The organism is Nonomuraea sp. NPDC050404 (genome assembly GCF_040655495.1).
In the GTDB taxonomy this organism is placed as follows: Bacteria; Actinomycetota; Actinomycetes; order Streptosporangiales; family Streptosporangiaceae; genus Nonomuraea.
Window position 1 is genome coordinate 565429 of sequence record NZ_JBFAKB010000006.1, and the last position, 12747, is coordinate 578175.

Consider the following 12747-nt stretch of genomic DNA (forward strand, 5'->3'; position numbering starts at 1 on the left):
ATGTGCGTAACAGTAAGGTCCTGATCCGAGGTACATGGCCGCCATTGAAGGCCCTGACACGGTGTCAGGCTCAAGCTCATTCCCGCGGCCGGTCCGAGAACCGGGCCAGGACGAGCGCCTCGACGACGCCGACGACCGCGTACGCGAGGATGGACACCCCCGTGACCACCACGATGTCCGCCCAGACCTCGTCGTAGCGGAACCCGCCGATGGCCCGCAGGATCTCCGCGCCGATGCCCTCACCGGTGGCCAGCCACTCGGCGATCAGCGCGCCGATGATCGAGGCGGGCACAGAGATCCTGGCCGAGGCGAAGAGCGCGGGCATCGCGGTCGGCACGGCGACCTTGCGCAGGACGGTCAGGCGACTGCCGCCGTACGCCATGATCAGGTCGGTGGCCTGCGGCGAGGCGGAGCGCAGGCCGAAGGCGATGTTCACCAGCGCGGGGAAGAAGACCACGATGCCGCCGATGACGGCCACGCCCAGCAGGTCGCGGCCGAAGATCAGGGTGATCAGCGGCGTCATGACCACGAGCGGCACCGAGCGCAGCAACATGGCGACCGGCATGAACGTCTGCTCGACCGTACGGAACAACACGAACAACACGGCGACGGCGGTCGCGGCGACCATCCCTGAGGCGAAGCCGATGGCCGCGTCCCTGATCGTGATGCCGAGCGCGCCGAACACGGCCTCGCGGTGCGCCTCGGAGGAGGTCAGGTACTCCCAGACCTGCGGCGGGCGCTTGCCCACCAGCGGGCTGATCCCGAACGCCTCCAGCGCCAGCCACCACGCGGCCACGACGATGACGACGGAGGGCGCCAGCGGGCCCACGATCCTCAGCACGGTGCGGCCGATCACCGAGCCGTTCATTGGGCCTCACCTTTCGACCAAGGGGTGACCACGCGGGCGACCAGCGCGACGATCGCGTACCCGAGGCCGGCGATCAGGCCCGCGACGAGCGCGAGCCCCCACGTGCGGGGCACCTGGAACTGCTGCTGGGAGATCATCAGGGAGACGCCGAGGCCCTGGTCGTTGCTGCCGAGGTACTCGCCGATGATGGCGCCGAGCAGCGCGGACGGTGCCGAGATCTTCAGGCCGGCGAACGTGCTGGGCAGTGCCGAGATGACCTGTACGTAGCGGAGCCTGGCCAGGCGGCCGCCGCCGTACACGGTGACGAGGTCGAGGCTGACCCGGTCGGCCGAGCGCAGCCCGAGCAGGGCGCCGATGAGCGTGGTGAAGAAGACGGAGATGGCCGCGAGGAACACCACGGTCGCCTCGCCGCCGAAGACCACCAGCACGATCGGCCCGATGGCCAGCAGCGGGATGCAGTAGCTGATCACGGCGAGCTGCGTGGCGACGGCCTCCAGCCGGGGCACGAGCAACACCAGCAGCGCCACGCCGATGGCCAGCCCGTTGCCCCACAGGAAGCCCTGGACGGCGGCGGACAGGGTGGCGGTGGTGTTGGGGCCGTAGAAGGCCCAGCCGTCGCGGCCCATGGACTCCAGCACCGCGAGCGGAGTGGGCACCGCGCCGCCGTCGGCGAACACCGTCACGGCCGCCAGCCACCAGAGCACGACGAGCGCGAGCACGCCGGCCAGGCCCTGGACCCGTCTCATGAGCCGTGCCCGAACAGCAGGTCGCTGAGGTGGTCGTGGATGGCGTGGAACTCGGGCGTACGCATCATGTCGGGCGTACGCGGGCGCGGCAGGTCGATCTCCACCAGCTCGACGATCCGCCCGGGGCGCGGGCTCATGACGGCCACCTGGTCCGACAGGAAGATGGCCTCGCTGATGCCGTGGGTGACCATGAGCGTGGTGGCGGGCTTCTCGGTCCAGATGCGCAGCAGCTCCAGGTTGAGCCGCTGGCGGGTCATGTCGTCCAGCGCGCCGAACGGCTCGTCCAGCAGCAGCACGCTGGGCTTGACCACCAGGGCGCGGGCGATAGACACGCGCTGGCGCATGCCGCCCGACAACTCGGCGGGCCTGGCCTTCTCGAAGCCCTCCAGGCCGACCAGCTTGATCAGGTCCTCGATCACGCCCGGCTCGGGCTTGAGGCCGGCCACCTCCAGCGGCAGCCGGATGTTGGCCGCGACGCTGCGCCAGGCCAGCAGCGCGGAGTCCTGGAAGGCGATGCCGAGGTGGTGGCTCCCGCGCAGTTCCCGCGGCGTCTCGCCGTTCACCCGGATCTCACCGGTGGTGGGCTCCTCCAGGCCGGCCAGGATGCGCAGCACGGTCGACTTGCCGCAGCCGGACGGGCCGAGCAACGACAGGAACGAGCCCTTCCTGGTCTGCAGGTCCACGCCCTCGACGGCGGTCAGGCCCTTGCCGAAGGTCTTGCTCAGTCCCGTGATGCCGATGCCGCTCATGACAGCTTCAGGCTCGGGTCGGCCTGGTAGATCTCGTTCAGGATCGACAGGTCGAAGAGCTGCTCGGCCTTGATGTTCAGGCCCGCCTTGGACAACGAGGAGATGTTCTGCTCGATCAGCTCGGGCGTCATCGTGAACAGCCCGTTGGCCTTCGAGTCGTCGGTGACGACGAGCTCGTTCTGCATCTTGGCCTCCTCGGTCTGCTCCTTGACGTCGAGGTTCTGGTCCTTGCCGTAGACCGTGGCGGCCAGCTCGGCGGACTTGGCCGGATCCTTGATGGCGTCCTTCCAGCCCTTGATCTCGGCGGTCAGGAACGCCTTGAGCTTGTCGCGCTCGTTGTCGATGGTCTCCTGCATGACCGTGAACGTCTCGGCGACCAGCGGCAGGCCGGCGTCGGCGAGCAGCAGGTACGCGGGGTCGTGCCCCTTCATGCGCAGGTTCACCGGCCCGCTGGTGACGAAGCCCACGTAACCGTCGAGCTGCCCGGAGGTGAGCATCGACGGGTCCGACTGGAACGGCACCCTGGTCACCTTGGCGGCGTCGATGCCGTTGGCCTTGAGCAGCGCGTTCCAGACCAGCTCGTTGGAGTCCTGGACGCCGATCCTCTTGCCGACCAGGTCCTCGGCCTTCTCGATCGGGTTCTTGCTCAGGGAGATGACGGCGAACGGGTTCTTCTGGAACGTCGCGCCGACGATCTTCAGCGGTGCGCCCTGGAGCACGGCGGGAGCGGTGATGGTGGGCGCCGACAGGCCCGCCCAGCAGCGCCCGGTGGCCAGGCCCGACTCGACCGAGGTGCCGGAGCCGCCGCCGGACAGCAGCTCGACCTGCGTGAAGCCGGCCTGCTTGAAGTAGCCGTTGGTGTCGGCGAAGTACTCACCGGCGAACTCGACGTTCTTCTTCCAGGAGAGCTGCAGCTTGATCGACCCGAACCCGCCGCCGTCGCCACCGCCAGAGCCCGTCGTGCCGCTGTCACCACAGGCGGCCAGACCGAGCGCCAGACCGGCCATACCGGTCGTCCGCAAGAACGCGCGACGGTCGAGGGTAGCCATAATTCTCCTTGAACGGCCGTTAACATGCAGGTCAGGACGGTATCCCTCGATTATTACCATCGTGTGACGATGGTTTCGGCCATCACCGCCCCGGGCAGGCCGCCGACCGGGAAGCCGGGAAAACCGCTGGCGGCGCCTGTAGGTCCCTACGAGAGCGCCGCGCGAGGACCGTAGATCCCTCCAGCCGCCCGGGGGCTCCGGTAGCGTCGAGCGGGAGATGAGACTCGACGGAATCCCCCTTTGGGACGGTACCGAATACCGCGGCCCGGTCGATCTGACCTGGGAGCCCGACCGGATCACCGGCGTGAGCCCCGCCGCGGCCCGCCATGACGACCTGTGCGTGCTGCCCGGCCTGGTGGACACGCACGTCCACCTCGTCGGCTACGCGGGGCCCGGCGACCCGCCCGACTTCGCGACCTGGCCGCTGACCACCACCCGCGACGAGCAGGTGCTGCACGGCGCCGCGCACGCCCAGCGGGCCATGCGGCACGGCGTGACGACGCTGCGCGACCTGGCCGGCGACGAGGCCCAGATCGCGCTGCGCCGGGCCTTCGACGCCGGGGTGCTGCCGGGGCCGCGCCTCAAAGTGCACGGCGTGGTGGGGATGACCGCCGGGCACAACGACCTGTTCGTGCCGCCGGCGTTCCCGGGCAGGAAGCCCACGGCCGACGGGCCCGACGAGTGCCGCAAGCTCGTACGCACCTGGGCCAGGGCCGGCATGGACGGCATCAAGCTCACCACCAGCGGCGGCGTGTTGTCGATCGGCGACAAGAACGTCTGGCGCAACTACACCCGCGACGAGATCAGGGCGGTCGTGGACGAGGCGCACGCGCTCGGCATGCCGGTGGCCTCGCACGCCCACTCCGAGGACGGCATCCGCGTGGCCGTCGAGGAGGGCGTGGACTCCATCGAGCACGGCACGCTGCTGAGCCGCGACCTGGCCGAGACGCTGGCCGCCCGGGGCACGCCCGTGGCGCCCACACTGCTGATCAACGAGGCCATCGCCGAGGGCCGCGTCCCCGTCACGCCCGAGGCCATGGCCAAGGCCGCCGAGCTGGTCGCCACCCGCGATGTGCTGCTGGCCCAGGCCGCCGCGCTGGGCGTGCGGTTCGTGCTCGGCACCGACGCCAACGGCCACCACGTGCAGTTCGGCGACCAGCTGGCCGAGGTCGTGCACATGACGCGCATCCTCGGCATGGACGCGGAGTCGGCGCTGCGCGCGGCCACCTCCGACGCGGCCGACGCGATCGGCATGCCGGTGGGCCGGGTGATGCCCGGCCTCGGCGCCGACCTGGTCGTGCTGCGCGGCCGGCCGTGGGAGCGCATCGAGGACCTGGCCACGGAGAACATCGTGGCCGTGGTCTCACGGGGCGACGTCGTGGCGGGCCGCCTGCCCTGACCGGAGCGCCAGGTAGAGGTCGGTACGGTCGCGCATCGAGGACATCCGCCGGCCGGTGAGCTCCTCGATGCGCTGCATCCGGTAGCGCAGGGTGTTGACGTGCACGTACAGCTCGTCGGCCGTGCGCTGCCAGGAGCCGCAGGTCTCCAGGAAGATGTCCAGCGTGCGCAGCAGCTCGGAGCCGTGCCGCGCGTCGTACTCCTCGACGGGTCCGAGCAGGTGATCGCGGAAGGAGCGCCGCGTTCCGGCGGGCAGCGAGGCCAGCAGCAGGTCGAAGCTGTCGATGTCGGCCACCGACATGATCGAGACGGGTCCGGGGCCGCCCCGCGCGGACTCCATGCCGCGCCTGGCCGTCTCCAGCGCCTCGCCGAGCTGCGACACGCTGGCCACCATCTCGCTGATCCCGGCCGCGATGGACGTGCCCCTGGTTACGGCCGGGTTGGACGTGCCTCTGGTCCCGGCCGGGTTGGATGTGCCGTGCTGCTCCGCCATCAGGCCGCGCAGTTCGTCGGCCAGGCTCTTGCGCGAGGCCCGGCCGTTGACCAGCACGACCGCCTCGCGCGGCGTACCTCCGACGACGAGGTGGCGGCCCTTCCTGGCCAGCCCGTCGTGCAGCAGCTCGGGCAGGTCCAGCTCGGGCCCGCCGGTCACGGCCACGACCATGGCCGCGGTCGGCAACCCGGGGTCGGCGCCCAGCAGCCGCAGGTGCGCCGAGACCTCGCCCGGCGGGATCTGGCCGAGCACGTCGAGCAGCGTCTGCGCCCTGACCCGCTCGGCCCTGCGCTGCTCGGCGGCGAACCCCTCGGCGGTCACCGCCTCGGTGATCGCGCCGAACGCCTGGTCGGGAGCGGCCAGCAGGAGCGGCAGCCGCCTGCGTTCACACGCCTTGACCAGCTCCTGCGGCAGCTCGCCGAGCACGATCAGCCCGACGACCAGGCCGGTGGCGTCGCTGGCCCACAACGCGTCGGCGAAGCGCTCGCAGTCGGACGGCCGGGAGTACCAGACCCCGCTGGTCAGCACGAGATCGCCGGAGCGCAGGTAGCGGCGGGGGTCGGGCAGATCCGTCGGGTACGCGCGCCGTACCTCCCGTTCGAGCCCGTCCGCGCCCGTCACCAGCGTCAGCCGTAGGTCCTCGCGGGCGAGCAGCTCCGACAGCCTCATGAAATCTGATGTTATGCCAGCTCAGGACGGAAGACTTCAGAGGTTCGCACAATGCCCGCGCACCCCGTGGTCGGGTTTACTCGTTGCCATGCGTCCCAAAGCGGAACTCCACCTGCACATCGAGGGCACCCTGGAGCCCGAGCTCGTCGTCGAGCTGGCCCGGCGTAACCGGATCGACCTGCCCACCTTCGACGTGGAGGCCATCCGCGCGCGGTACTCCTTCGCGAACCTGCAGTCGTTCCTGGACGTGTACTACGAGAACATGGCGGTCCTCCGTACCGAACAGGACTTCTACGACCTGGCCGCCGCCTACCTGCGGCGGGCCGCCGCGCAGGGGGTGCGGCACGCGGAGATCTTCTTCGACCCGCAGGCGCACCTGAGCAGGGGCGTGCCGCTGGAGGTGGTGTTCGGCGGGTTGTCGGCGGCGCTCAAGGACGGTGGTGTGTCGGCCGCGCTGATCCTGTGCTTCCTGCGTGATCGGGGCGCGGAGGAGGCCGAGCAGGTGCTGCGGGCGGCGCTGCCGTACCGGGAGCAGTTCATCGGGGTGGGGCTGGACTCGGCGGAGGTGGGGTATCCGCCGTCACTGTTCCGGCGGGTCTTCGAGATGGCCGCCGCCGAGGGGCTGCGCCGGGTGGCGCACGCGGGCGAGGAGGGCGGGCCCGACTACGTGTGGGAGGCGCTGGACATCCTGCGCGTGGAGCGGGTGGACCACGGCATCAGGGCGATGGAGGATCCGCAGCTCGTGGCCCGGCTGCGGGCCGAGCGCATCCCGCTGACCGTGTGCCCGCTGTCGAACGTACGGCTGCGCGCGGTGCCGTCCCTGCGCGACCACATCCTGCCCGCGATGCTGGACGAAGGACTGGTCGTGACCGTCAACTCCGACGACCCCGCCTACTTCGGCGGCTACGTGGAGGACAACTACGCGGCGCTGGGGCGGGAGCTGGGGATGAGCGACGACCAGCTTGACCGGATCGCGCGCCACTCCTTCGAGGCGTCCTTCACCTACGACCTCCCGTAGCCGCGGGCCGGTTCAGACGGCTCCTGTAGGCGCGGGCCGGTTCGGACGGCTCCTGTAGGCGCGGGCCGGTTCGGACGGCTCGCGTGGGCGCGGGCCGGTTCAGACGGCCACCTCTGTCACGGTGAGCGTCCTGGTGTCCTCGGCCACCCACTCCGGTTGGTTGTTGACGATCCTGGCGAGCCTGACCGTGACCTCGATCGAGTCTCCGGTGCGGATGACGTCGTTGCCGGGTGAGAAGATCAGGAGTCGCTGGTGGGTCTGCCCGTTGCAGTTGACGCGGTAGCGGCCGGCACTGGCGAAGCGTTAACAGTTGACTACTATCCGTACAAGGTCAAGAGGGTAGCCGCACCTCGCAGCCCCCTGGACGCCCTGATGGGGCCCGCCCCCGAAGGGACGGGCCCCATCTGGACGTCTCGTCAGCCGCTGAGGACGCTGCTGAGCAGCTCGTTCAGGAGGTCGAGGTCGAGGATGTCGTTGTCCTCACCGAAGTTGTTCCACTCGCCGAAGTCCCACTCCGTGCCATCGTCCTTGCCGTGGTTGGGACCGGGCAGGATGCGCGACTCGGCGGTGACGCTGGGCGCGGCGGCGAGCGCGGTGCCCCCGAACATGACCATCCCGCCGACGAGCCCGGCGAGGACGAGTCCGTTTCTATACATGTGTTCCCCCTGATACCTCTCGACTACTCTCCGTAGCTATCGGGGGAAGATCTGCCCTCTGTCCAAGTTCGACAAACACCCACATTTTCGCTCTTGACCTGCGCAAATGCCGTGGCAGAGAAAACAGATACGAAGATCTCCGCTACTTGTCGCATAGGTGCGCGCAGGTGAAGCACGACCGACCCCATCCTGGCCGGTTCATGACCATGACGCGTGTCGCCGTACGGCCTAGGGCAGCGTGAGAATGACCGGGCCGTCCTCGGTGATGGCCACGGTGTGCTCGACGTGCACGCTCCTGCTGTCGTCGGCCGAGCACACCGACCAGCCGTCGGAGTCCATCCGGTACTCGTCGCCGCCCCCGGCCATCAGGCTGGGCTCGATCGCGATCACCAGCCCCGGCCGCAGCCGCAGCCCGCGCCCCCTGGGCGCCTCGTTCGGCACGAACGGCGACTCGTGCATGGCCCGGCCGATGCCGTGGCCGCCGAAGTCGTTCTGCATGCCGTAGCCCGCGCCGCGCCCGACGGTGGACATCGCGTGCCCGATGTCCCCCATCCGGCCGCCGGGCACCGCCGCCTCGATGCCCGCCGCGAGCGTCTCCTCCGCGACCCTGATCAGCTTGAGGTCCTCCGCGCGGGCGTGCCCGATCGTGAAGCTGACCGTTCCGTCGGCGTGCCACCCGTCGATGAACGCGCCGCAGTCCACGCTGATCAGGTCGCCGTCGCGCAGCCGGTACGGCGACGGCAGCCCGTGCAGCATGACCCCGTTGACCGAGGTGCAGATCACTCCCGGGTACGGCATCGCCCCGAACGACGGGTGGTAGCCGAAGAACGACGCCCCCGCCCCGGCCTCCTCGATGACCGTCCTGGCCACCTCGTCCAGCTCCTTGAGCGACACCCCCACGGCGGCCCGGTCCCGCACCGCGGCGTGCACGGCGGCGACGACTTTGCCCGACTCCCGCATCGCGGAGATCTCACCAGCGGACTTGAGCTCGATCACGGCCCCTCCTCGTCGATAACTATACCGGTATTATTATCACGGATCATAGTCACGGCGACATGGCGGAGTCGGACTCGATCACCAACCCGGGTCGCGCAGGTGCAGCGCGAGCTGCGTACGGTCGCGCAGCCTCAGCTTGCGCAGCATGCTGGAGACGTGGTTCTTCACCGTCCCCTCGGTGATGAACAGCCGGGCGGCGATCTCCCTGTTCGTCGCGCCCACGGCGATCATCCGCGCCACTTCGAGCTCCCTGGCCGACAGCGACTCCCCCGGCCTCGTGGGGCCGCCCGCGTCCGGCCGCCCTTCCGTCCCCGGCCATTTGCGCAGTTCGGCCACCAGGCGCGCGGCCACGGGCCCGTCGAGCACGGTCTCCCCCTCGTGCGCCTTCCTGATGCCCGCGACCAGTTCCTCGGGCGAGCAGTCCTTCAGCAGGTAGCCGCGGGCGCCCGCGCGCAGGGCGCCGAAGATGTACTCGTCCTCCTCGAACGTGCTGAGCACCAGCGCCACCACTCCCGGATACTCGGCCGTCAGCCGGGCGACCAGTTCCACGCCGTCCATGCGCGGCATCCGGGCGTCCACCAGCACGACGTCCGGGGCGCACCCCGGCACGGCCGCCAGCGCCTGCCCTCCGTCGGCCGCCTCCCCCACCACCTCGATCCCGTCCTCGACCTCCAGCAGCTTGCGCAGCCCCTGGCGCATCAGGTCCTGATCATCCACAAGCAGAATTCTGATCACCGCCTCTGCGCCCGCCCCCTCCGCGTCCAGACCCGGCTCCGGCGTCACGCCCGCTTCCTCTGCCTCCCGACCCCGCTCCGGCGTCACGCCCGCTTCCTCTGCCTCCCGACCCCGCTCCGGCGTCACGCCCGCACCGCCGGGACCTCGGCGCGCAGTTCAAAGCCGCCCTCCTCGGCGTTGCCCGCGCGGAAGTTGCCGCCCAGGCCGCGTACCCGCTCGGCCAGCGACGACAACCCGAACCCCGCCGGATCCGCCGCTCCCCTGCCGTCGTCGCCGATCGTCAGCACCACCCGGTCCGCGCCGTAGGCCAGCCGCGCCCGCACCCGGCGGGCCTCCGCGTGCCGCAGCACGTTGGTCAGCCCTTCCTGCAGCACCCGGTAGAGCACCAGCTCCGAGTCCGGGTCGATGCGCCGCTCCGGTCCCTCCACCTGGAACCCGACCTCGACCCCCGTACCGTCGAAGGAGCGGGCCAGCCGTTCCAGCGCGCGGCTGCCGAACTGCCCGTCCTCCAGCGCGAGCGGCCGCAGGGCGCGTACCCACCGCCGCGACTCGGCCAGCGCCTGCATGGTCAGCTCCTTGGCCTGCCCGACCTCCGCCCAGACCTCGGCGGGCCGCCGCTCCGCGTTCTCCAGGTTCATCTTGATCAGGGTGAGGTGGTGGCCGATCGAGTCGTGCATGTCCCTGGCCATCCGGGCGCGCTCCTCGGCCACGGCCAGCTCCCTGATGCGCTCGATCAGCCGCTGGGCCGCCTCCCGCTGCCGTCCCGCCTCCAGCAGCGCGGCCGCCATGGCCAGGGAGAAGACCGCGAACAGCACCAGGAGCACGACCTGGTCGGTCATCGCGAGCCAGTCGCCGCCGGACAGTACGACGATGGCCGCGCCCATGGCCACGACGTAGCAGGACACGATGGCGATGGCGGCGCGCATGCCGTACAGGAAGGCCACGTGCACCATGGTGACCAGGATCATGGGCGAGTGCAGGCCGCCGGCGAACTGGCCGATGGGCAGCAGGACCAGCAGCATCGCGGGGGCGGCCAGCTTGCGCGGGGCGGGGGCGTCGCGGGCGACCGGCATGACCGCCCAGAGTGCGGCCAGCAGGGCCATCATGCCGATGAACAGCGCGGGCTCGGCGCGGCCGTTCGCGGAGGTGAGACCGGCGGGCAGGATGACCGCGTACAGGGCCCAGAACGTCGCCGTGAGCAATCCGGTCTGGCCCGCGGTGAGAAGCCCGGCCTGCCGCGACCCGCGCCGGTGGCACGCGGACGTCCTTGCCAAGCCCCCCGTGTACCGAAATTTCACACCTTCGGACCTTACGCGCCCGCGCCGTCGCCCGGCATCCCACCACGGGCACCATGACTTCGGTCATGGCCCGGCTCTATCCCCGGCTCGATGCGACCGCGCCGGCCCTGCGCCTAGCGTCTGCGGACATGCGAATCCTGGGTGCCGTCCTGATCACGATCGCGATGTTCGTCGCGACGATGATCGCAGTGACGACGATCTCCCGTGCCCTGCCCGAGAGCGTCGCGGGCTGGCTGTCCCCGCCGCTGACGACCGTGGTCGTGTTCGGGCTGCTGTACGCCTACCGACGCTGGACCGGCCGCCCATGGTCCGGCCTGGGGCTCACCCGTACGTGGTGGGCGCTCCCCCAGGTGCTGCTCGGCCTGGCGGCGGGACTGCTCCCGCTCCTCGCCGCGAACGCCGTCTCCGTCTGGGCGGGCGCGGCGACCTGGGCCCCGCCTGAGCCCCGGCCGCCCGCCATCCTGCTCCTCGGCCTCGCCCTCATCGTGCTGCGGGCCGCCCTCCCCGAGGAGGTGCTGTACCGCGGCCACCTGTACGACGTGCTCACCGACCGCCTCGGCCCGAACGGCGTGCTCGCGGTCACCACGCTCTCGTTCGGCGCGCTGCACATCCTGTCCCAGAGCCCGGCGTCCGGAATCGGGGAGAAGCTGCTGTTCATGGTGCAGGCCACCGCGATGGGGCTGCTGTGCGGAGCTTGCCGGGAGCGTACGGGCGCGGTGTGGATGCCGGTGGGCGTGCACACCGCCGTCTACGTCAACCTGCTCATCCCTGCTCCTGCGAGCAACTACGGCGCACAACTCGCCCTGCAGACCGCCGCACTGACCCTGACGGCGGCCGCCGTGCTCGTCACGGCCAGGCGCGAATCTCCCCGGCCAGCCCGGTAAGCGACTCGACCGGATGCTCGACCTCCGTCCACGGCGGCGTGAGGTCGGTGAGCTCGAAGCGGGGCACGACGTGGAGATGGAAGTGGAACACGCTCTGCCACGCGGTCTCGCCGCTGGCGTGCCAGAGGTTCACGCCCGGGGCCCGCAGCGCACCGGCGAGCCGCCGCGACACCTCGACGGCGGTCCCCATGACCTGCGCCGCCACCTCCACGGGGATGTCTGCCAGGTCCCGGTGATGGGCTCGCGGGACGACCAGCGTGTGGCCCCGGGTGGCCTGGGCGAGGTTGAGGAAGGCGATGGCGTGCTCGTCCTGGTGGATGGTCTGCGAGGGCTCCTCGCCGCTGACGATCCGGCAGAAGACGCAGCTCATGGGCGGCGCATGCGGTAGAAGGCGGCGGCGGAGCGCATGACGATGCCGCCGTCGGCGTGCAGCCGGGCCAGCCCCTCGAACACCTTTGCGCGGAACTCCTCGGCCAGTTCGGGGCCGAGCGACTCCACGAACCCCCTGAACCCGTGGGACATGTTCCAGTCCCAGTAGTGCTGCGGGTCGCGCAGCTCGAACGTCTTCTGCACGACGCGCTCCTCGATCTCCGCGAACCCGGCCTCCGCGCACAACTCCGGCAGCGGCCGGGCCGGCGGGGTGAACGGGTCGGGCTTCCTGCCCGGCCGTTCGGACATCTCCTTGACGGCCTGGCCCATGAACTCCCACCGCTCGTCTCTCGGGGCCGGGCCGGGGCCCGAGAAGGCCAGCAGGCCGCCGGGGACCAGCACCCGGTGTGCCCCGGCGAGGGCCTGGGCCGGGTCGTCGAGGAAATGCATGGTGAAGCCGCAGGTCACGACGTCGAAGGAGGCGTTGGGCAGGTCGAGGTGGTGGGCGTCCATGACCTGGGTGGACAGCTGCGGCAGGTGGCCGAGGTCGGCCTCCAGGGTGCGGAGCATGCCGGGCGCGTTGTCGATCGCCAGGACCGTGCCCCTCGTTCCGACCGCCGAGGCGGCGGGGCCCGCGATGGCGCCGCGGCCGGCCGCGAGGTCGAGGACGCGCTGTCCCGGCCGGAGCCCGCACCAGTTCACGAGCTCGCGGCCGTACGTCGCGAAGAAGGGAAGGTGCCGGTCATAGTCGGTGGCCAGATCGTCGAAGAGCTCCAGCACCAGCTTCGTGTCGGTCACAGTTCGACATGATCACATCGC

The 12747-nt window shown here is 70.7% G+C and carries 15 protein-coding genes; 4 read left to right on the forward strand and 11 right to left on the reverse strand.

What is annotated here, in order from left to right:
- Positions 1 to 76 precede the first annotated feature (76 nt).
- The 4 genes from AB0I81_RS19945 to AB0I81_RS19960 are packed head-to-tail and all read right to left on the reverse strand — an operon-like array spanning position 77 to position 3412.
- Positions 77 to 868 carry an ABC transporter permease subunit gene (locus AB0I81_RS19945; protein WP_360658527.1) on the reverse strand — a complete coding sequence of 264 codons (792 nt, stop codon included), beginning with the start codon at positions 866 to 868 and terminating at the stop codon, positions 77 to 79.
- A complete protein-coding gene (locus tag AB0I81_RS19950) occupies positions 865 to 1614 on the reverse strand; it encodes an ABC transporter permease subunit (RefSeq protein ID WP_360658529.1) in 750 nt (249 codons plus the stop codon). Before AB0I81_RS19950 ends, AB0I81_RS19945 begins: the two co-directional genes overlap by 4 nt.
- Positions 1611 to 2363 carry an ABC transporter ATP-binding protein gene (locus AB0I81_RS19955; protein WP_360658531.1) on the reverse strand — a complete coding sequence of 251 codons (753 nt, stop codon included), beginning with the start codon at positions 2361 to 2363 and terminating at the stop codon, positions 1611 to 1613. The genes AB0I81_RS19950 and AB0I81_RS19955 overlap by 4 nt, the downstream gene beginning before the upstream one ends.
- Positions 2360 to 3412 carry an ABC transporter substrate-binding protein gene (locus AB0I81_RS19960; protein WP_360658533.1) on the reverse strand — a complete coding sequence of 351 codons (1053 nt, stop codon included), beginning with the start codon at positions 3410 to 3412 and terminating at the stop codon, positions 2360 to 2362. The genes AB0I81_RS19955 and AB0I81_RS19960 overlap by 4 nt, the downstream gene beginning before the upstream one ends.
- Positions 3413 to 3629: 217 nt before the next feature.
- Here AB0I81_RS19960 and AB0I81_RS19965 point away from each other — a divergent pair, with 217 nt between their 5' ends.
- Positions 3630 to 4811 (forward strand): amidohydrolase family protein, encoded by a 1182-nt coding sequence (locus AB0I81_RS19965; RefSeq protein ID WP_360658535.1) that lies wholly within the window; start codon positions 3630 to 3632, stop codon positions 4809 to 4811.
- Here the strand turns inward: AB0I81_RS19965 and AB0I81_RS19970 are convergent.
- Positions 4776 to 5972 (reverse strand): helix-turn-helix domain-containing protein, encoded by a 1197-nt coding sequence (locus AB0I81_RS19970; protein WP_360658537.1) that lies wholly within the window; start codon positions 5970 to 5972, stop codon positions 4776 to 4778. The two genes, AB0I81_RS19965 and AB0I81_RS19970, sit on opposite strands and share 36 nt — an antisense overlap.
- A gap of 88 nt (positions 5973 to 6060) precedes the next feature.
- Between AB0I81_RS19970 and AB0I81_RS19975 the strand changes: the two genes are divergently transcribed.
- The gene (locus tag AB0I81_RS19975; protein ID WP_360658539.1) at positions 6061 to 6990 is read left to right on the forward strand and encodes an adenosine deaminase; all 930 of its coding nucleotides are present in this window, start codon (positions 6061 to 6063) and stop codon (positions 6988 to 6990) included.
- Between the two features lie 121 nt (positions 6991 to 7111).
- Entirely contained in the window at positions 7112 to 7273 is a 162-nt protein-coding gene (locus AB0I81_RS19980) for a hypothetical protein (RefSeq protein WP_360658541.1), read from the forward strand.
- Between the two features lie 133 nt (positions 7274 to 7406).
- Here the strand turns inward: AB0I81_RS19980 and AB0I81_RS19985 are convergent, their stop codons facing one another.
- From AB0I81_RS19985 to AB0I81_RS20000, 4 genes are all read right to left on the reverse strand, one after another.
- Positions 7407 to 7646 carry a hypothetical protein gene (locus AB0I81_RS19985; protein ID WP_360658542.1) on the reverse strand — a complete coding sequence of 80 codons (240 nt, stop codon included), beginning with the start codon at positions 7644 to 7646 and terminating at the stop codon, positions 7407 to 7409.
- Positions 7647 to 7874: 228 nt separating this feature from the next.
- Positions 7875 to 8642 (reverse strand): type I methionyl aminopeptidase, encoded by a 768-nt coding sequence (gene map, locus AB0I81_RS19990; RefSeq protein ID WP_360658544.1) that lies wholly within the window; start codon positions 8640 to 8642, stop codon positions 7875 to 7877.
- A 78-nt stretch (positions 8643 to 8720) separates the two neighbouring features.
- Complete coding sequence (locus tag AB0I81_RS19995; protein ID WP_360658546.1) at positions 8721 to 9425, reverse strand: response regulator transcription factor; 705 nt, start codon at positions 9423 to 9425, stop codon at positions 8721 to 8723.
- Between the two features lie 74 nt (positions 9426 to 9499).
- Positions 9500 to 10651 (reverse strand): sensor histidine kinase, encoded by a 1152-nt coding sequence (locus AB0I81_RS20000; protein WP_360658548.1) that lies wholly within the window; start codon positions 10649 to 10651, stop codon positions 9500 to 9502.
- A gap of 152 nt (positions 10652 to 10803) precedes the next feature.
- On the opposite strand from AB0I81_RS20000, the gene AB0I81_RS20005 reads away from it, so the two are divergent.
- A complete protein-coding gene (locus tag AB0I81_RS20005) occupies positions 10804 to 11559 on the forward strand; it encodes a type II CAAX endopeptidase family protein (RefSeq protein WP_360658550.1) in 756 nt (251 codons plus the stop codon).
- Here AB0I81_RS20005 and AB0I81_RS20010 read toward each other — a convergent pair.
- Positions 11522 to 11929: an HIT domain-containing protein gene (locus AB0I81_RS20010; RefSeq protein ID WP_360658552.1), complete on the reverse strand. Its 408-nt coding sequence runs from the start codon at positions 11927 to 11929 to the stop codon at positions 11522 to 11524. The genes AB0I81_RS20005 and AB0I81_RS20010 overlap by 38 nt on opposite strands.
- On the reverse strand, positions 11926 to 12726 hold the full coding sequence (locus AB0I81_RS20015) for a methyltransferase domain-containing protein (protein WP_360658554.1): 801 nt from the start codon (positions 12724 to 12726) through the stop codon (positions 11926 to 11928). Before AB0I81_RS20015 ends, AB0I81_RS20010 begins: the two co-directional genes overlap by 4 nt.
- Positions 12727 to 12747 lie beyond the last annotated feature (21 nt).